Genomic DNA, 20,203 nt, shown 5'->3' on the forward strand with positions numbered 1-20,203 from the left:
TTATCTCCCCCTATTTCATTTCTATTAAGGACTATATATGAAACAGTTGGCCAGCTATCCGCAAGCAAAATTCGACGTGATGCGATCGTTAGGATATATCGGCGAAGTCGACGGGATCGTTAGGGAGGCTCTCTCCAATAAAAGATCTCCCCTGTGGGGCGCGCTGCAGGAAACCTTATTCCATCTCAATATCAAGTTGATGTCGGAAGGTTTTGCCTTGGGCACTCCGCGAAGCGAGCTGGAATGGAAGATTCGCTCACTGATCGAGAATGTCGAAAAAGAAATGGCCCCCAAGGCGCATATTCCGGCGCACATCGTCGACGCGGAAGAGTTCATCGAATGGCTCAAGGCTCGAATCCACGAGCATCGTGTCACCGACCACGAATTGTTTGTCTATTTCGACAAAAATGATTTAAGCGATGAGGAAATTCGCTACTTTTTGTCGAACTATCGAGTGAACATGCAGCGTTTCCATCTGCATGTTGCTGCATACAGTCTATTTGTGCCATTCAAGATGCGCGAGGAACTGTACGAAAACCTGCACGACGAATTCGGCCAAGGCGATTTTGAGCAGGCGCATCCCAACCTGTTCGAGCCGCTGATGGAGCACTTCGGCGGTGCGCGAGAGGACGACTGGAATCCGGAGACCTATCATCTGCTCAATACCAAGATGAACCTTTGCTGGTTCGCGGATGGTCTGCAGTATGGCCTGGGCGGTATGGGGGCACTTGAGCTGACTATTCCCGCGCAGCAGAGGAGGATTCTGGCGAATCTTCGCAAGCGTGGATTGAGCGAGAAGCTGGTCAAGTTTTTCGTAGTGCATTGCGAATTGGATGAATCGCACGGTGATGGATGGTTCGCCGCGGGCCTTCCCTATATCCGCTCTCGTTCGGATTTCGAGAAGACCTACACCGCAGCCATGCGCATGCTGGATGCCCGCGCTGGCGTATATGACGGTATTTTGTCAGGAATTCTTCGGCGCAGGCTTGAGTCGCAGGGCCGGAAGATCGCTGCCGATCAATTGGAGCCGCAAGCGCAGACCGCGTAGAAGCAGACTCTCCATTTACGAGATCACGGAACTCCGCCGCAAAGCGGCGGAGACGGATAGGTGTAGCCAATCGTCACGAGGATCTTGGTCATGAAGAAATATGATGTAACGGTTATCGGAAGTGGAATGGGCGGCAGCGCGTGTGCTTTGGTGCTGGCAAAACTAGGCTACGAAGTACTGCTAATCGAGAGAGGGACACATCGTCGATTTGCGTTGGGGGAATCCGGCACGCCGGCGTTGAGCAGGAAGATGCGGTACATCAGCCGTAAGTACGACATTCCCGAAATCGACCAGATGTCGACCTACGACAGCATCATCGCTACGCAGAAAGATGTTGTATGCGGTCCAAAAGAATTGTTCCAATACTTTGTGCACAAGGAAGGCCAGACGACTCCTGATCAATACGGTCCGTTTCCGGAAGTAATCGTCCAGACGCCGGAAGTCGATGCGCAATACAACCGTGCCTATTCAGACGAGCGCATGGTCCATATCGCCATCAAGTATGGCGTCGAGTACTCGGACAAGACCTCGGTGGAAGACATCGTGTTCAAGAAGGAATGCGCGGAACTCGACTGCAAGAAGGGCGAGGAGAGCTATACCGTCCTCACAGACTTTGTGATCGACGCCACCGGCTTCAATTCCGTGATCGGCCGGAAATTCGATCTCAAGCTGGAAGGCGACGCTTTGGATACGCCGCTCAAGAGCCGATGCATCTTTACCCATTTCAAGGATATCGGCGCTTTCGACGACACCATCAAAAAGCATCCTGCCTACGCGGATCGTTCGCCGGTGCCAAGATCGCGGGCGACCCAGCATCATTGCTTCGATGGCGGCTGGATATGGTTCATTCCATTCGACAACGGGGTGACCAGTGTCGGCGTCAACCTGGACATTGATCTGTATCCGATGAACGATAAGGAAGCCAGCGCGGAATTCTGGGGAATAATCGACAAGTACCCCATGGTTTCGGAGCTGCTAAAAGGGCGAGAAACCCTGATGCCGTTTATCAAGACCAAGCGGCTGCAGTTTATCAACAAGGAACTGGCTGGAGATCGCTGGGCGATGTTGCCGGCATCCGCTTACGGGCTAGATGCGTGGTTCAGCACGGGTCTGGCGGCAACATTCATGTCCGTTCACCGGTTGGTAGACATCCTGCACACGCAGATGTTCCCCAAGAAGCATTTCGAACGGAAATTGCTGCTCGATTATGAAAAAGCCATCAAGACGGAATATTTCCATGTCGCCAAGATGGTGGACGGCATGTACAAGACCTTCAAGCACTTCGAGATCTTCAAGAACTATTGCTTCTTCTGCTTCATGGGTACCGAGAGCTACCTGGAGAAGGGCGGTGCGGGCAAGGCCATGGACCTCAAGCATCTTCTGTTGAGCGCCGGCGATAAGGAATTCGTCAAGAAGTTCGAAGCGATCTACAACAAGGTCATCGAGTACTCGAAGCTCGACGTAGTGAGCCAAGATGATGCCGAGGCACTCGCCAAGTTCATTCGCGAAGACATGAAGCCGTTTAACTTCCGCAAATACGGCGATCCCGATATGCACGGTGTGTATCCGAGAAGGGTCATGCATATGTATGAGTATGACGAAGAGCCGGCGGAACTTGCGGTGATCGGGTAATTCTGCTGAGCAAGGGTTGCATGCTAAAAGCGGCATGCAGACGTGCGAATACGATGATACGAAGGGGGGCGCTATGGACCTTGGGGAGAAGCAGTATCGAAATGCTTTGGGCCGTTTCACGACCGGGGTTTGCGTTGTGTCGGCCGTCAACGACATGGGTGCCCCGATCGGCATGACGATCAATTCCTTTTCGTCTCTGTCACTGGATCCGTCCTTGATCCAGTGGAGCATCAAGAAGCAATCGCTGTGCTATCCACTGTTCTCACATTTGGAGAGCTACTCGATAAGCGTACTGTCGGACCATCAGGCACATATATCTCATCGATACGCGAGAGCGGGAGATCATGTGATGAGCCCGGAGGACTATTCGATCGCCGGGAGCGGCGTGCCCTTTATCAAGGGGGCGCTGGCTCATTTCGAATGCTGCAGTTGGGGACGGATGGAGGCTGGCGATCACGACATCCTTATCGCCATCGTCGACAAATTTTCCAGCGATACGGAAGGCAAGCCGCTGGTGTTCTTTGGAGGCGCTTATCGGCCCTTGCTAATTGAATAGGTGCGGCGTGCCGATGAGGGGTGCGCCGTACCTTGGGGTAATCGCGTTAGGACTTCGGTGTCTGACAGGAGTTTGTTGTGACATTTCATATCACGCAGCCAGAAGCATTCTTGATAGCGATGCTGATCATATTCAGTATTCCGTTCCTGATCTGGCGTTATTTTCGAACCGACTATTTTGCCCCGATGGTAGTGGTGCAGATCATTACCGGGATTTTGCTTGGACCTGGCGCGTTGGGGGCGTATTTCAAAGACTATTACAGGCAGGTTTTCAGTGAAGTCACGATTCAGAATTTGAACGGCATAGCGTCCTGGGCCGTCATGATTTTCGTGTTCGTGGCCGGCTTGGAACTGGATCTCAGCAATGTGTGGCGCTACCGGCGTGAGAGCGGCATTACGGCGGGCCTCGCGCTTGGCGTCCCCTTGTCGCTAGGGTGCATTGTGGGACTTCTTCTTGCGCAGCATCCGGGCTGGATCGGCATGCAGGCGCATACCTGGCAATTCACGCTCGCCATAGGCATGTCTTGCTCGATCACCGCCTTGCCGATTCTGATCGTTTTCTTGGAGAAGATGGAATTGCTTCGGCAGCCCATTGGTCAGCGCGTTCTGCGCTATGCCAGTTTGGACGATGTTCTGATCTGGACTGTGTTGGCGATTGTCATGCTCGATCTCGAGCGACTCAAAACCCAGTTGCTGTTTCTGGTCAGCTTTGGATTGGTGACTGTTCTTTTCCGTAAGCTCATGGCAGCCATATCGGAAGTTGATCGCTGGTTCGCGGCGATTATCTGGCTGGCTACTGTTGCGTTCAGCGCGGAATGGGCGGGGTTACATTTCATGGTCGGCGCATTCATGGCAGGCGCGGTGATTGATCTGCGCTGGTTCGATCAAAAGAAGATGGATCTGCTGCGGCATTACGTGTTGTTGATGATGATGCCGGTGTTTTTTCTCATTACTGGCTTGAAAACCAATTGGTCGATCGGTGGCTTGACAGTGTTTGTGGCGGCCGGCTTGCTACTGATCGCAGCGGTGCTGGGCAAATTGATCGGCGTGCATATTGCCGGCCGCATCTTGAAGTGGGGCGAGGGCGAAGCGTCGATCATCGGCTGGCTGCTGCAAACAAAGTCGCTGATCACTATCGTGTTCGCGAATATCCTGCTGGACAAGGGGATCATTTCGAATGATGCCTTTACGGCGTTGTTGATCATGTCCCTAGTGAGCACGATGCTGACCGTTCCAGTAGTTTCTCCGAAACTGGCGTTGGATCCGAATCTGGCGACCAAGACGAGTTGAACGAAATATAGCTCTGGTCGGGCAAGACTATCTTTATCAATAAGGAAGACGATCCTACGTAGGAGCGCCGAAATTATTGCAGGGAGCGAAACGATGAAGACCGATACGTAGCTTGTTTATTTAATTTCACGCGCATGAACCGGGCCGATTGCGACTCGCGCGGACAAGCATGTGCACTTGAATAGGGAGCATGGCTCGTGACGATTGCAGCGAATTTCCCTTATCCATGGGCGAGCCCGATAAAAGACTGGGCCCCAGACTCATGGCAGCGGCGCGTCGCTTTGCAGCAACCGCGCTACGAAGATATGAACGAGCTTTCACAGGTAACCACTGAGCTGAGTCAGCTTCCACCGCTGGTGACCTCAAGTGAAGTGCTGGCGTTGAAGCATGCGTTGGCCGAAGCGCAGGAAGGACGAAGTTTTCTGCTGCAGGGTGGAGATTGCGCGGAAGCATTTGCCGATTGCACCAGCCCGATTATTTCCAATCGGCTGAAGGTACTGCTGCAAATGAGCCTAGTTTTGGTGCACGGGCTCAAGATGCCAGTGTTGCGGGTAGGGCGTTTTGCGGGGCAATATGCCAAGCCGCGTTCGACCGATAGCGAGACACGCAATGGCGTGATCCTGCCGAGCTTCCGCGGCGATATGGTCAACGGATTGGCTTTTACACCCGAGGCGCGCCTCGCTGATCCGCGACGATTGATCCAGGCTCACGCGCATTCGGCCTTGACCATGAACTTTGTGCGTGCTCTGGTCGATGGCGGTTTTGCTGATTTCCGTCATCCGGAATACTGGGAACTAGCCTGGGTCGAGCATGCGCCGCTGGCAGCCGAGTATCGTCGTATGGTCGTGAATATCGGCGACTCGCTGCGCTTCATGGAAACGCTAGCTGGACCCATTGATGGTTGTGCACGCGTGGATTTCTTCACGTCCCACGAGGCTTTGCTGCTGCACTACGAGCAGACCATGACCCGCCAGGTGCCACGTCACCAAGGCTGGTTCAATCTGTCGACGCACTTTCCTTGGATAGGCATGCGTACGGCAGCCCTGAATGGTGCTCATACCGAATATTTTCGCGGCATACGCAACCCGATCGCCGTGAAGGTTGGACCTTCGATAGAGCCTGACACGCTGCTGCGGTTGATTGACGTACTCAATCCGGGCGACGAACCAGGGCGCCTGACCCTTATTCACCGAATGGGCTATGCGCAAATTGCCAGCGGGTTGCCGCCTTTGCTGCGCGCCGTGCAGAGCGCGGGAAGGCGCGTTCTTTGGGTGACCGATCCGATGCATGGCAACACCGAAAGCACGTCGAACGGCTACAAAACGCGCCGCTTCGACAATATTCGTGGTGAGCTGGAACAAGCGTTCGACATCCATGCCGCGGAAGGAACCCGATTGGGTGGTGTGCATCTGGAGCTTACTGGCGAAGCCGTCACCGAATGCATTGGCGGTGCGCGCGATCTCAATGAAGCTGACCTTGCCCATGCATATAAATCGGTGGTCGATCCGCGGCTCAACTACGAGCAATCATTGGAGCTTGCGATGTTGATCGTACGCAAGTCGGGCCATTTGGATCTACGAAACCTGACGACATCGCCGGCAAGCCATCTTATGGAATCGTGTTCACCGGCGACGACGGCATGACGATCGGACAGTTAAGAGCCGACATCGCCGTCTTCATCGAAGAGACACACTAGATGGAAACGGAATATGTTGAGCGGCTAGAGCCAGGAGTAACGACGACATTATTACCAGGGTGGATTACCTTGCTACTGGCGATTGCCTGCGGAATGATCGTCGCCAGCCTCTATTATGTACAACCGTTGATTGGCCCCATCAGCGCTGCCTTGGGTCTGTCCCCACAGTCAGCGGGATTAATCGTCACGATGACCCAAATAGGTTATGGGGTAAGCCTGATTCTTGTGGTGCCGCTGGCTGACATTGTTGAAAATCGAAGCCTGATCGTCATGGCTTTAATTGCCAGTACATGTGCCTTGTTCATTGCCGGCATCTCGCAGCACGCGCCGATCTTTCTATTTGCTATGTTCTTTATCGGGTTGACTGCAGTCGCAGCGCAGATCGTCATGCCTTACGCCTCACATCTTGTCGCGCCGGCCGCGCGTGGTCACGCGCTCGGAAAAGTGGTTAGCGGCCTTATGCTAGGCATTATGCTATCGCGTCCCGCGGCAAGCTTCCTGACCCATCTCGGCTCATGGCGCACGGTTTTCTTGCTGGCGGCTATTGGCATGGCGGTTCTGGCTGGTGTGCTGATGCTTTTTCTGCCAGCGCGGCGCCCAGAGCCCAGCTTGACGTACGGCGCATTGCTCAGATCGATGCTACGGCTTTTTATCCAGACGCCGCTGTTACGACGACGCGCTTTCTATCACGCGTGCCTGTTCGGCGCCTTCAGCTTATTCTGGACGACTATTCCACTATTGTTGGCCGGCCCGGAATTTGGATTGTCGCAAGCTGGCATTGCGTGGTTTGCATTGGCTGGTGTTGCCGGTGCGATTGCAGCGCCGATTGCGGGAAAGTTTGCCGACAAGGGGCTGAGTCGACTGCTTACGGGTTTTGCGATCTTGCTTGTGGCGCTCTCATTCTTGATGACGTATGGAAAGGGCCATTTTTCGACCCGGCTAGCAATGTTCGTAGCGGCCGCCATCGTGCTCGATTTTGGGGTATCGATGAATTTTGTGGTTGGCCAGCGGGCAATCTTCGCTTTGGCCCCAGAATACCGAGGCCGTCTCAATGGCATATATATCGCCTTTTTTTTTATGGGTGGTGCCACGGGCTCTGCCGTCGGCGCGTGGACTTTCACGCAGTCTGGTTGGCTGTTTACTTCATGGATCGGATTTGCGCTGCCAGTGCTGGCGTTACTTTATTACTTCACTGAGCACCGGGTGCTCATCAGACCCTAGGTGCCGGACTCGACCAGCTGAAAGCAGTAGGTAACCTGTTCTTCGGTAAATCGTGACTTCTTCATTGCTCCTCCTTTGAGCCTTCTGGGTCTGGAATGACGCGACCGTAACTCTACTTTTTTTAGTCGTGTCGAAAAAGCGAGTCAAAGTTAATCTCTAGGAGATGAAGAACTCCTACCTAAGTAGCCGATGTCCGCCTGCCGATGGGCATCAGCGAAGCGACGCTCTAAAAAGTACGCGAATATGGGTGCAGCTGAACTGCAGCAGCTGCAAGAGAGAACAGCCGTCTCAAGCGATTGGTCGAAGACCTGACCTTTGGCAAGCAGATCCTGTATGAGGTGATTCAAAAAAATGTGAGGCCAATCCGCCTTCAAAATGTCGCTCGATGGATCCACGAGCGGTTGCAGGTGAGCACGCGACGCGCTTGTGGGCTGGCCCATATGCGGCCCGCAAATGAGTAGCACTCGTCCGTTCCCTGTGACAGAGTGTTGAACACCGAGCAATGGCAGGTGCCGCGGCTGATAGAGCAACGTAGCAAACCGTCCATGCCCCTCCATCGGCATGACGAGCGTGCTTGATCGTAGCCAACCTGGGTGGATAATCCCCCTAGCTTGCTGCTGGGTGTCAAGATTGCCATGAAACAAAGCCTGCGCCGAAAGCGACCGGGAACCCGAAGATATTTCCAACACTAAGCGCACGGGAGTCCATAATTGGACACTTTGTGGGCTCGACCGGGTACAACTGCATGAGCCGTATCAAATGCTTCCAAGCGTCGACTCGGAGATGCTATAAGGAGACAGGCCTTTGCCGAGGGGACATTTTGAGGTGGCCCGGCTTTTTCGGACACGTGAATTAAGCACTCATCGACAACAGCGGGCACTAGATAGCCGAGTGTTGATGTAGACGTTTGCGATTGTAGAAGCCTTCGATGTAGCTGACGATGGCGACTCTCGCGGCGTCGCGTATCGCGAAGACCTCACCATGGACGAGTTCGTTCTTCAGCGAGGAGAAAAAGCTTTCTGCGCAAGCGTTATCGTAGCAGTCGCCGTGACGGCTCATGCTAGGTAGCAGCCTATCGGCGGCCATCAAGCGACGGTAGTTGGCTGAGCTATAAAGCGCGCCCCGATCCGTGTGGTGAATCAGTCCCGCCGCAGGTTTGCAATGTGTGATCGCCATGCGCATGGCTACCTCTGATGCAGGACGTTCGCCAGCATCAGCAGCCTGACCGCTTCGCGCTTGAACTCTGCGGTGAACCGTTGACGCTTGACCATCTGACACCTCCCGGGGGATTGTCCCCATTCAAAGGGGTCCGTCAAATCCGGGCCATCTCATTTACTCATACGGACGTCCTTCAACGATCGATTCCCGACCGATAGACGTCACACACGTTAATGTAAAACCCGCTGCTTTGAATATACGCCGGTAATCTTCCTCGGTCCGCTCTCGTCCTGTAAGCATAACCAGCATATTTATATCCATCCAACGCGCGGGATCCGCTTGGCCAGGCTGTTTCAGTACGGACTCAATAACCAAAAGTCGTCCGTGGCGAACAATCGCTTTGCGGCAGTTACTCAAAATTCGCACTGATTCATCGTCGTCCCAGTCGTGCAGAATGCGTTTATATATATACGCATCCCCACCTTTGGGAACTGATACGAACATATCGGAGCAGACTACTTCAATCCTAGATGGTAGATCTTCTGACTTAACCCTCTCCACAACAGAAGGTAAGTCGCATAACACTCCCTTTGACCGCGTGTTCTTTTTCAAGATGCCGCGCAGAAACGCCCCCGACCCGCCGCCCACGTCCACTATCTTCTCGAATATGGAGAAATCGTAGGCGTCGAGGGCCGACTGCAAGCTAATCTTGCTGCCACCTTCCATGGCGATATGGAAGATCGCAGCTGCAGATGGGTTTTTCTCAAGGTAGTCAAACAAGCCCTCGCCATAGATCCTGTCGAAGGCGGGCTTCCCAGTTTTGACCGTCTCTAGCAGGTTGCCCCAAGGTTCCCAGAAAAAAGATTGCCCATAGAGCAAAGCCATACCTCGTATAGATTGTGAATGGCCGGACCGTAGATAGTCGCCACGTTCAGTAAGAGAATAATGCCCGCTACTATTCTCGAATAACAAGTCTAACGAGGAGAGAAAGCTTAGCAGCCTACCCAGTGCATCCGCGCTAACTTCACAATCTATGGCTAGTTCATTAGAACTCTTTTCACCATTTGATAAAAAATCAAATATTTCAAGGCAAGACGCAACATAAATAGCCTGGCTAGCCATAAATCCCCATATCATCTGAATCAACTCAGGAAGTGGAGATGTCTTCGATCCTACATCTGGCGGCATCACATTGATTCCAGCAAGTAATGAAATTCAAGAATCGTCATTCCGTACGTTTTTAATCGAACAACGAAACTTTACAAATGGTAAAACTGAAAGGTTTTTCAATAGTTCTTCTTCGTGAAAAGATACTCCACAATGATCTGACCACTACTAGGCTGGTCATCAATTGGCCTCCGGTATACGCAGAACACTCACTTTATAAAGACGCTCGGTTTAGAGATGCCTATAGGCTTCCAGTAAGAAATTGCTATCACGTGACGTGCGTTTATGAGTGCCAAAACTTAAATAACGATCGTTACGTGAGATTAGATGACGATCGTTACTTAGTCAACGGCCGACTAGGATTCATGAATTGAAGTCGAAGGCCTATGCTAAACGCCTGCGAATACTTGCAATCGAGTGGCGGGGTTATCTGACGCTGAGCGTGCCTGAAAATAACCCATCGCGCTGGCGACCGCGCAATGCTCGGTCATTTGCATGATCGTCGACTACGACACGAACCAACGGTTGGTCTCGGTCACGATCCCCGAACGTAGACTGTGCGTTGCGAAGTCAACCTTGAGTCCTGCGAGGCGGGTTCGTAGCTACACGATCTAGGCAGGCGACAGCGCCCGACCGACATAACCTTCGACCTTCGAAAAATAGCGAACCACGCCTCCTATACACTGGCTGGATCGAGAATGGGCTTGTCAGGTGGGCGATGCGTGATCGGGCGGATACAGACCTGGTCTTGCGAGGCGCTGCTTTCTGCGGTCTGGCGGCGCCAGCCTAAACTTCGTGTCCTGATTCACTCGGACTAAGGTTCGGTTTTATACCAGCGATGATTGGCAGAGCTTCCGGAAGGCGCATGGTCTTGTGTCCAGCACGAGCCGTCGAGGCAACGTCCACGGCAACGGGCCCGTGGAAAGCTTCTTTGGCCTGCTCAAGCGCAAGCGGATCAGACGGCAGATTTATCCGACCAAAGAGGCTTCACGGGCTGACGTGTTCGACGACATCGAGATGTTTTACAGCCCCAAACGTCGCCACAGTTCAAATGGCGACCTGTCGCCTGTCGAGTTAGAACGGCGCTACGCGCAAATCAGCGACTGAGTGTCTACAAAACTCTGGTCGGTCCAAAATTACCTGCCCTATGACGGTCAACTTTTCTGTCAATGGCAGTTGCAGCAATCAGGTACGAGCTTTAGCGGGCAGGAGCAGCCCAATGCATCGAGCTATGTCACGGCGTGTACCCCGGGGACCGCGAATTGCCAGGGCTTTTCCATTCCACACGGTTCGGGCAAATGCCCCATCCATGTCATCCCGCCGACATCGCCGCCGTTGAAGACCTGCTAAGTGTGCGATCAGACTCATCGACAGTGCGCGGCGGTCACGGGCGGTTATGTGCAAAAGTCTCATTCAGTAGATGGCAAGCGCGCTGACTTTGTATCGTTGACTAGAGACATTTCGTTAGACGGGACTTCGAGGATTGACGCTTAATGTCGTTGATCGACCATCGCGATGTGTTTACCCTCTCCTCCGCGGGGGAGGGGGATTTAGCAATCGATCCGATAAGCCGCTGTTATCGCAGGTGGCTGTGAGATTCCGTCAGCTGCCTGGCTATTAAAGCCGCCAACATGATCGAAAAGACCGCGAAGGCAACGAAGGACGTGTTTGAGGACAAGTCGTCTACTGGTGAGTGACGTCGCACCAAGCACCATAGCGCCTCGTCCCAGATCACGAGGACTGAACCCGCTTGTTGTCCTAGATCGGCCACCAACCAGGCGAGGCGCCCGCTCAAACGAGGTAGGGAGCGGATGGCTTCAATGGGATAACTTGGACGGCAGTCGGCGGGAAAACGCCGGTGTCGTCGAGGGGGTCGAGGCATTCCGGAAAGGTGCATATCGTTGTCGCCCTGGTGAGCTGGACTGATTTTGAAGTGGGCCCGTCGCATCGGCTGAGAGTATGGCGGTTAAGCTACGCCCTTCGTCACCTCGTTTTGAGCCTATGCTCCCTATCGAACGCACCCGGCAATGCGTTTCCTCCATCGACCTCGGTTGTGTGCAACTGGTCATCGTCGGAAAAGATGCTTACCTGACCGACCCAACCTGAGTGGCCTGCTGGAAAGCGTTAACCGCTGGCAATTGTTCCGGTCTGTATGTGCTGCAAGCGTTGGAAGCCCTCGCGGGTTCGGCGATAGGCTTCACCGAGCAGTTCGCGCAGCTGAATGAGTAGCTCCCCGGCAGATTGTGACTACAGCGACGCCGCTGATTCAAAGATCATCTTCGCCAAATCCTGATGGCTTCTTCGGTGGAGATGCAACGAGTAAAGAATGCTCGGCGGCCCTTTTATAATGCTTCAAGAAAGGCCTTCAACTCCTGCTTCTCCATTACGCTCAGATTGAGGGGATGGCCCGATTGCAGGCTCCGGTAATAAACCTCTCGGTCGATCGCCTCATCCAGCGTCGGCACGCTACCGTCGTGCATATAAGGTGCCGTTGACACCACGTTGCGCAGTGAAGGTGTACGAAACAGACCGATATCGCCGGGATTTAATGTGACGTTGAAGCGACCAAGCTGTGCTTCGTCAACGTGCGTGGCAACACGACGGCCGATATCGGCATCGCGCAACGAACGTTCAATCACCGCCTGTGTCAACGCCGGCAGATTTTGCTCTACAGCGCTAGGCTCTGCACTGGTGCGATGATAGGCGTTGTCAGTCAGCGAGACAGGTGTTCCATCCAGCCGATGGCATTCGGCACATTGCGCTTTACCCGAAAAAAGGATTAACCCCTGTTTCGCTAGAGCGCTAAGCGCGGAGGGATCGTGCGTCACCTGATAGCGATCAAAGGCGCTCGCGCGCTGGTTCAGAGAACGGACATAGGCGGATAAGGCCGCGGCAATGTGCGCTGATGTGATAAATGGCGCGGCATCCGGGAAGCTACTCGAAAATGCAGCACGGTAGCCCGCGTCATTGACGAGTTTGCCCACCGCTACGGTGTTGTCATGGAGCCCCATTTCGACAGGATTGGTCAGTGGATCCAGCACGGCCTGTTCTAACGCCGCACGTCGGCCATCCCAAAAGAACGACGTCGTCGTCGACGCACCGATGGCAGCCAGACTTGGCGTATTGCGAGTACCGATTCGTCCATTGATGCCTATCGCTACGCGTCGACCGTCAGTAAATGCTTTTTCGAGAATATGGCACGAAGCGCAGCGTACGTTGCCATCAGCACTGAGGTGCGGATCGTTAAACAGTTTTTGCCCCAGCGCGACGAGCGAATTCGGGGAGGAGGTAGTTAATTTTCGTTGCGCCGCCCACCAGCCACCCCCAATGACCAATACAAACAGAACGAGCCATGGACCGAGCGCGCGTGGAGTGATCATGAACGACGTAAGTAGTCTTCGTTGGCAGGTTCTGATGATTCGCCAATGACGATGTGGCCGGACATCCCCTGCGTTAAAACGCAACGAACCGAATCGTCGCGCCGGTGGGTTTGAGCGCGCCTTGAACGACCTTTTCCTGGGATGCCTCGCTCACCACCAAGACGACGATCCCTCTGAGTGCATCCGCTTTCAGCTGCTTGGACAACGCGGTGATGAAAGCGCTGGTTTGCTGAGCGCTGGGTCCGCCTATGATCAGTAATCCGCCGGGTATCAGAATAGGGCCGACCGCATGGCTGATCGAATCGGATTCTTCTTGACGACGCGTGTCGGCCTGCGGGCTGTCTCCGCCTGGAATCACGTAAATATAAGGGTGCATGCTGACGTCTTTCACATGGATATGGCCTTGCGCGGCGAGATAATTTCCCCACGTCGTGTCATCGGCTGAGATAGCCGGCTTGGTCGGGGACGCTGCAGCACTCGCCGCAGGGGGTGTGGCAAGCGAGCTGTCCGCCGCTTGATGATTGCAACTGGCCACGGCTAGGCCGAGCAAACAAGCCCACGTACCCGCAAGTAATCCTGATCGATTCATAAGTTCCTTCTAAGCGCTAGGTTAGTGCGAGGGGATGTCGTCCACCAGTGTGACGTTTTATGGAACTCACAGCCAAAAACAAAAGTTGCTTAACCTTATTCGAAGTATCACCGCATGGAAATACTGTCGAACTTGCTCTAGAGCTTTTTGCGCTTGTCAACGCGCAGGAAACTGTGCTTTGCTACAGGTAGGGAAAAGAGGACATTTCCCTCTAGGGAGTACCACGTCGACAATCCGATCAATCCTTCTGAGGATTGGTTGAAGGGAGTGTGCGTATGGAATCGCAGGACGAGCGATCAGCGGTTGTCGAAGATATCGCCTTGATGTCTTTGCCCGCGAAAAGGAAATATCCGCTACGCGGGTGGGTTTCTGCGCGCGTCGTCATACGCCTGCTGCTGTGGAGCCTTTTTTTGTTGTGTCTGGGCGTGACTGAGGCGCAAGTCACCGGCGCTAGTCCAGCCAATACTTATGTTTATGACGCCAATGGGCGTCTCGTGGCTATCACCAAGAGCGATGGCACCAGCACGCCCTACATTTACGACACTCTAGGCAACTTGGTACGGATCGGCAGCGTACTCTCGGCGGGGCAACTTGCTGTATTCACCTTCAGTCCTGCGCATGGCAACGTCGGTACCCCGGTCACCATTCAGGGACAGGGGTTCAGTAGCACGCTGGCTAATGACAGCGTGAGCTTCAACGGCAGCACAACTAGCGTGATGTCGGCAACGGCCACGCAGTTGGTTACCAGTGTTCCGGTCGGTGCCAGTAGCGGTCCGATCACGGTCACCGTGGGTGGCCAAACGGCAACAAGCGCCACGTCGTTCGTGGTGGATAGCACCGGGTTGCCGCCGAGCATTGCGCAAGTCACCCCGCTTTTTTCGGCGGTTGGTGGAACTGTGACAGTGGCCGGTACGCATCTATATCCGGTGCCAGGAAATACGACCATGCTTGCAGGTGGGCTTGGCGTGACCTTGTCGTCAGCGACCGACGCTCAGCTGCAATTCGTCCTACCCAATAACGCTGTCAGCGGTCATGTGGTGGTGCAAACGCCTTACGGTCAGGCGACGAGTGCGCTCCCTATCGTCATTCTGCCCACTGGTCTTAATGCAACCAATGTGGTCAGCAGCGGCAATGCCGCGCTCAACGGATCGCCTGTTGCACTGAGCATCGGTGCATCGGGCCAGACCGGCGCGGTGACCTTCGATGGTACCGCTGGCAGTTGGCTAAGCTTGCAGGCAAGTGCCATTACCACGACCGGCAGCATCAATTACACGATCTATGCCCCGGGAAATGTAGTGATCCAACAGGGCAACCTATCGTCCGGATCGCCAACGATCCATCTGCCGCAGCTGAAGGGCGGTACCTACCTCGCCACTTTTACGCCCAATGGCGCGGGAGCGCAGTTATCCGTAGGCGTAGAAACCAATACAACATTAAGCACCGGTGTTTCTGCCACCGTAGTCACCTCGGTGCAAGGGCAGAGCAAGCGTGTGCTGTTCCAGGCCGTCGCCAATCAGCTGCTCACCTTTGAGGTGATTAGCACCACGACGACACCGGCAAGCCATGCAGTGACGTACACCGTCTATACGCCCACCGGGGCAAGTTACACGAGCAGTACAACTACGGGCGGCCCAATCTCTCTGGGTGCCATGCCGACCACCAGCACGGGAACTTATCAGGTCATCATTGCACCTGGGAGCGGCGTGATCGGTACGGTGCAGGTTGAAGTGGTGCCGGGTGCTGGTGGCGTACTGTCGAGCACGAATACGTCGCAAAATTATGCGGCAACTTTCGCCAATCAGAATGTCTATTTGTCATTCACGGCGAATCAAGACGCTACCCTGGACCTGACCTTGACCGGTCTGGCGATCACCGGATCCAGCCTCACGTCGGCGTCAGTTGACGTTTACGATCCCTCCGGCGCGCTTGTCACCTACACGACCTGCTACACGACCAGCCCGGGAAACAGTTGTCGGCTTACGTTGTGGAATTTGGCCGCCGGGACGTATTCGGTGGTGGTTTCCCCGCCATCGACAAATAGCATCATTAGCTTTCATGCCGCGCTCGGACCCGATGCCGCCGGGCCGGCACTGACCGCCAGCACCGCGACGACCGTGACTTTGGGCTCGGGACAGACGGAGCGCCTCACGTTCAATGCGAACGCCGGTGACACGGTGGCCCTGAATCTGGCCAATGTAAGCACGACGCCGGCCGGCCAAACGCTATTCGTTTATGTGTACCGCCCGGACGCGGGCGTGCTCACCGCGGGTAATTATTACTCATACGTCAGCACGGCCAGCTCTGGCACATCGCTGAATCTACCGAACCTGCCGGTAAGCGGCGCCTACACGGTGAGGATCTACACTGATTACGCCGAGCCGGGCTCAGCGCAAGTGACTTTGATACCGGGGGTGACGGGTACTCTGCCCATCAACGATACGTCGAAAAATTACGCATCGGCCGTCAATCAGAACGCGTATCTGTCATTTACGGCCACCTCTGGCGCTAATCTGGAATTGACTTTGACCGGCCTGACGATTACTGGGACCAGCACCGGTCCTGCGGCAGTCAACGTATACAATGCTGCTGGCAGCAATGTCGCGTCGACAAGCTGCTATGCCAATAATCCCGGAGGCAGCTGCCGACTGCCGCTTTGGAATCTGGCAAGTGGGACGTATTCAGTCATCGTGTCGCCACCAGGCACCAACAGCACGATGGCTTTCAATGCGCTGCTCGAGGCCGATGTGACCGGTTCGGCGCTGATTGCCAATACGCCGACTGCCATCAGTCTGGGGGCGGGCCAGGTGGAACGCCTGACGTTCAGCGCGAACGCGGGTGATACGGTGGCTCTGAATCTGTCGGGTGTAGGCACGACGCCGTCGGGTCAGACCGTGTATGCCTACGTCTACCGTCCCGACAACGGCCGAATCGTTTCCGGCAGTTCTCCTTACGCTTACGTCACGAGTTCCGGTCCAAGCAGCACGGTGAATCTGCCCAAGCTGCCGGTGAGCGGAAACTACACAGTGATGGTGTACACCACCTATGGTAATCCCGCTTCGGCGCAGCTGACCCTCTTGTCCGGCGTTGCCGGGACACTGTCCAGCAATGGCTCATCGCAAAATTACGCCAGCAGTGCGGTGAACCAGAACGTCTATCTGTCCTTTACCGCCAATCAGGGTGACACCCTCGACCTGACGTTGGCCGGTTTGGCGATTTCGGGATCCTCCGCGAATTCAGCGTACGTGAACGTGACCAACGCTGCCGGAACGAATATCGTTTCGACGACCTGTTTTACGAGTAATCCAGGTAACGATTGCAGGCTTACGTTGTGGAATCTGACCGCGGGCACCTATTCGGTGGTGGTGTCGCCTCCGAATGCGAGCAGCACGATCAGCTTCAGCACGTTGCTCGAACCCGAAGTGGCTGGCCCAGCTTTGACGGTCGGGTCGCCAACGGCAGTTAGCTTGGGAACGGGACAGATAGAGCGCTTGACCTTCAGCGCAAATGCCGGCGACACGGTTGCTCTGAGTTTGTCAGGGGTCAGTACGACGCCGACAGGTCAAACGATCTATGCCAATGTGTACCGTCCAGACACGGGTGTGGTCACGTCGAGCAATACCTACGCGACCACAAACAGCAGTGGCTCGAGCGCCACGTTGAACCTGCCGAACCTGCCGGCAAGCGGAACCTATATCGTGAGGCTCTACACCGTCTACGGCGAGCCTGGTTCCGCGCAATTGACGCTAGAGTCCGATGTGTCCGCCGCCCCCCCTGTGTATGGCACTCCTACGCTGCCGGATAACGGCGTTCAACAAAGCGAGGCCGGTGCGGCGGCGGGGCAAAATGTCATGATGAGCTTCAACGCTAATCAGGGCGATACCCTAACATTGACCTTGACCGGACTCGCGATAACGGGATCCACTTCGACGTCGGCCGCGGTCAACGTATACGGTCCTTCGGGCACGAATGTCGCTTCGACCACGTGTTATACGAGTAACCCCGGGAATAGCTGCCGGCTTCCATTATGGAACCTGACGGCCGGCACTTACTCGGTAACGGTATCGTCGCCCAACGCAAGCAGTACCATCAGTTTCAACGCGATGCTTGGCCCCGATGTGGTCGGCCCCGCTCTAGTAACCAATACCCCGACGACGGTCACCTTGGGGGCGGGGCAGACAGAGCGCCTGACATTCAACGCCACCGCCGGCAGTACGGTGGCCCTAAATCTGTCCAACGTGAGTACCACGCCGACAGGACAGGCCGTCTTTGTCTATGTCTATCGCCCGGATACGGGCACGATTACGGCCACCAATGCCTATACGTCGACTAACGTAAGCGGAGGTTCGAGCGGTACCCTGAATCTGTCGAACCTCCCGGCAAGCGGCACCTATACCGTAAAGGTCTATACATCCTACGGCGAGCCGGGTTCCGTGCAGCTGACGCTGGTATCGGGCGTGACAGGTGCGCTGTCGGCTACCAGCACGAACTACGCCACCGCAGTCGCCAATCAGACCGTCAATCTGTCGTTCGCAGCCAGCGAAGGCAACAATCTCGAATTAGCCGTGACCGGACTGGCCTTCACCGGCTCGGGCGCAACGGCGGTTTCGGTGAACGTGTATAACGGTGTCGGCACCAACGTGGGTTCCACGAGCTGCTACACCAACAATCCGGGCGACAGCTGCCGGCTTCCGCTCTACGCCCTGGCGGCAGGAACGTATGAGGTGGTGATAGCGCCGCCGGGCGGAAGCGGTACGATGAGTTTCAACGCCCAATTGTCACCCGATGTCGTCGGCACGGCGCTCACAGCCAGTACTCCGGCCACCGTGAACCTGGGTTCGGGACAAGTGGAGCGTCTGACCTTCAGCGCGAACGCGGGCGATACTGTGTTCCTGAAATTGTCGAACCAGAGCACGAGCCCAGCGGGCCAGGTTGTGGAGGCCGACGTGTTTCGTCCGGATGCGGGCGCGATCAATGCGAGCACTCCGTTCTACACCACGCTCTACAGCAACGGCTCGGACATGCTGCTGAATCTGCCAAACTTGCCCGTCAGCGGCAATTATCTCGTGAGGATCTACACCGTTTATGGCGAGCCGGGTTCGGCGCAACTGACCCTGGCGCCCGGCATGACCGGGACGCTGACGACCAACGGCGGGGCGCAAAGTTATGCCAACGCGCTGAACGGCCAGAACGTCTATCTGTCCTTTGCCGCCAATCCAGGCAATAACCTAGAGCTGACGTTCAACAACATCAGCGGCTCGTTCACCTCTGACGTATACAACGCCGCTGGAAGTTCGGTGGCGAGCGCCTCGTGTTCGGCATCGAACCCGGGAGCGAGTTGTACGCAGTCCTTGTACAACCTTCCGGGTGGAACCTATTCGGTAGTGTTGACGCCCGGTGGCAGCACGGGCCTGATCGGCTTCCAAGCCTTGCTTCAGTCCGATACGTTGGGACCGAACATGACGTTCAACGCGCCAACATCCGTTGCCCTTGGAGCTGGTCAGGTGGAGCGCCTGACGTTCAACGCGAACGCGGGCGATGCAGTGACCCTGAATATGTCGGGCGCAAGCACGACGCCAGCAGGGCAGTACCTTTACGCGTACATTTATCGCCCGGATGTCGGCGCGATCACCTCGAGCAGTTCCTACTATGCCTATTTCGAGAGCACCGGCTCGAACAACGCCCTGAATCTGCCCAGCCTGCCAGTAAGCGGTAGCTACCTGGTAAGGGTGTATACGGGCTATGGCGAGCCGGCCTCGGCCCAGCTGGGTTTACTGGCAGCGGCGACAGGGACCCTGCTTACGACCGGTACATCGCATAGCTACGCCACGACGACCGCTGGTCAAAACGTCACCCTGTCGTTCGCGACCAATCAAAGCGCCAATCTAGAGTTGACCCTTAATGGGCTGACGATCGCAGGATCGAGCGCGACGTCCGTGACAGCCGATGTGTACGACGTTAACGGGAACTATGTGGCCTCGACGATGTGCAACGTGGACGATCCGGGAAGCGGTTGCCGACTCCCGTTATGGAACTTGCCAGGAGGTAATGACTCGGTCGTGGTGTATTCGCCGAGTGCGGGCAGCACGATGAGCTTCAACGCGATTCTCGAATCCGACGCCACGGGGCCGGCACTGGCGGCGAACACACCAACGACGGTCGCTTTGGGCGCCGGGCAGGTGCAGCGTTTGACCTTCAGCGCGAACGCGGGCGCAGCAGTCGCGTTGAACTTGTCCGGCGTCAACCTTCCGGCGGGACAGTTTGTGTATGTCGACGTATATCGTCCAGACACAGGGGCGATCACGCCGACAAACTACTACGCGTCCGCCGACGTCAGCGGGTCGGGCACGGTGCTGAATTTATCAAACCTGCCGGCCACGGGCGTTTACACCCTACTGGTCTACACCGGTTATGGGCAGCCCGGCGGCGCGCAGCTGACACTCGTTCCGCAGTAAGCGTGTTAGGCGAAA

The 20,203-nt window shown here is 55.5% G+C and carries 10 protein-coding genes and 2 pseudogenes; 8 read left to right on the forward strand and 4 right to left on the reverse strand.

All coding sequences use genetic code 11. The annotated features are described in order from the left end of the window. The first annotated feature begins 37 nt into the window (after positions 1 to 37). The 6 genes from HDE76_RS01055 to HDE76_RS01080 all read left to right on the forward strand — a co-directional run bounded on the left by HDE76_RS01055 (position 38) and on the right by HDE76_RS01080 (position 7,442). Positions 38 to 1,048: an iron-containing redox enzyme family protein gene (locus HDE76_RS01055; protein ID WP_184504881.1), complete on the forward strand. Its 1,011-nt coding sequence runs from the start codon at positions 38 to 40 to the stop codon at positions 1,046 to 1,048. Positions 1,049 to 1,138: 90 nt separating this feature from the next. Next, entirely contained in the window at positions 1,139 to 2,680 is a 1,542-nt protein-coding gene (locus HDE76_RS01060; RefSeq protein ID WP_184504883.1) for a tryptophan 7-halogenase, read from the forward strand. Between the two features lie 73 nt (positions 2,681 to 2,753). Further along, positions 2,754 to 3,236 carry a flavin reductase family protein gene (locus HDE76_RS01065; protein ID WP_184504885.1) on the forward strand — a complete coding sequence of 161 codons (483 nt, stop codon included), beginning with the start codon at positions 2,754 to 2,756 and terminating at the stop codon, positions 3,234 to 3,236. A 77-nt stretch (positions 3,237 to 3,313) separates the two neighbouring features. Continuing rightward, positions 3,314 to 4,525: a cation:proton antiporter gene (locus HDE76_RS01070; protein ID WP_343205628.1), complete on the forward strand. Its 1,212-nt coding sequence runs from the start codon at positions 3,314 to 3,316 to the stop codon at positions 4,523 to 4,525. Positions 4,526 to 4,722: 197 nt separating this feature from the next. Further along, positions 4,723 to 6,168, forward strand: coding sequence for a 3-deoxy-7-phosphoheptulonate synthase class II (locus tag HDE76_RS01075; protein ID WP_184504887.1), 1,446 nt, complete (start codon positions 4,723 to 4,725; stop codon positions 6,166 to 6,168). Positions 6,169 to 6,221: 53 nt separating this feature from the next. Further along, entirely contained in the window at positions 6,222 to 7,442 is a 1,221-nt protein-coding gene (locus tag HDE76_RS01080) for an MFS transporter (RefSeq protein WP_179476511.1), read from the forward strand. Positions 7,443 to 8,316: 874 nt separating this feature from the next. Here HDE76_RS01080 and HDE76_RS01085 read toward each other — a convergent pair. After that, a pseudogene (locus tag HDE76_RS01085) lies at positions 8,317 to 8,588 on the reverse strand (integrase core domain-containing protein); the annotation flags it as partial. 186 nt (positions 8,589 to 8,774) lie between these two features. Next, positions 8,775 to 9,788 (reverse strand): acetylserotonin O-methyltransferase, encoded by a 1,014-nt coding sequence (locus tag HDE76_RS01090; protein ID WP_255481426.1) that lies wholly within the window; start codon positions 9,786 to 9,788, stop codon positions 8,775 to 8,777. A gap of 715 nt (positions 9,789 to 10,503) precedes the next feature. On the opposite strand from HDE76_RS01090, the pseudogene HDE76_RS01095 reads away from it, so the two are divergent. Further along, positions 10,504 to 10,874: pseudogene (locus HDE76_RS01095) on the forward strand (IS3 family transposase); the annotation flags it as partial. A gap of 1,235 nt (positions 10,875 to 12,109) precedes the next feature. Here HDE76_RS01095 and HDE76_RS01100 read toward each other — a convergent pair. Together HDE76_RS01100 and HDE76_RS20500 are read right to left on the reverse strand one after the other, a co-directional pair. Continuing rightward, positions 12,110 to 13,147 carry a cytochrome c peroxidase gene (locus tag HDE76_RS01100; protein ID WP_179476514.1) on the reverse strand — a complete coding sequence of 346 codons (1,038 nt, stop codon included), beginning with the start codon at positions 13,145 to 13,147 and terminating at the stop codon, positions 12,110 to 12,112. Positions 13,148 to 13,220: 73 nt separating this feature from the next. After that, positions 13,221 to 13,736, reverse strand: a complete 516-nt coding sequence (locus HDE76_RS20500; protein ID WP_218861879.1) for a hypothetical protein — start codon at positions 13,734 to 13,736, stop codon at positions 13,221 to 13,223. Positions 13,737 to 14,011: 275 nt separating this feature from the next. Between HDE76_RS20500 and HDE76_RS01110 the strand changes: the two genes are divergently transcribed. After that, positions 14,012 to 20,188 carry an IPT/TIG domain-containing protein gene (locus HDE76_RS01110; RefSeq protein WP_184504893.1) on the forward strand — a complete coding sequence of 2,059 codons (6,177 nt, stop codon included), beginning with the start codon at positions 14,012 to 14,014 and terminating at the stop codon, positions 20,186 to 20,188. Positions 20,189 to 20,203 lie beyond the last annotated feature (15 nt).

Origin of the sequence: Rhodanobacter sp. ANJX3, from assembly GCF_014200755.1 — a bacterium.
In the GTDB taxonomy this organism is placed as follows: domain Bacteria; phylum Pseudomonadota; class Gammaproteobacteria; order Xanthomonadales; family Rhodanobacteraceae; genus Rhodanobacter.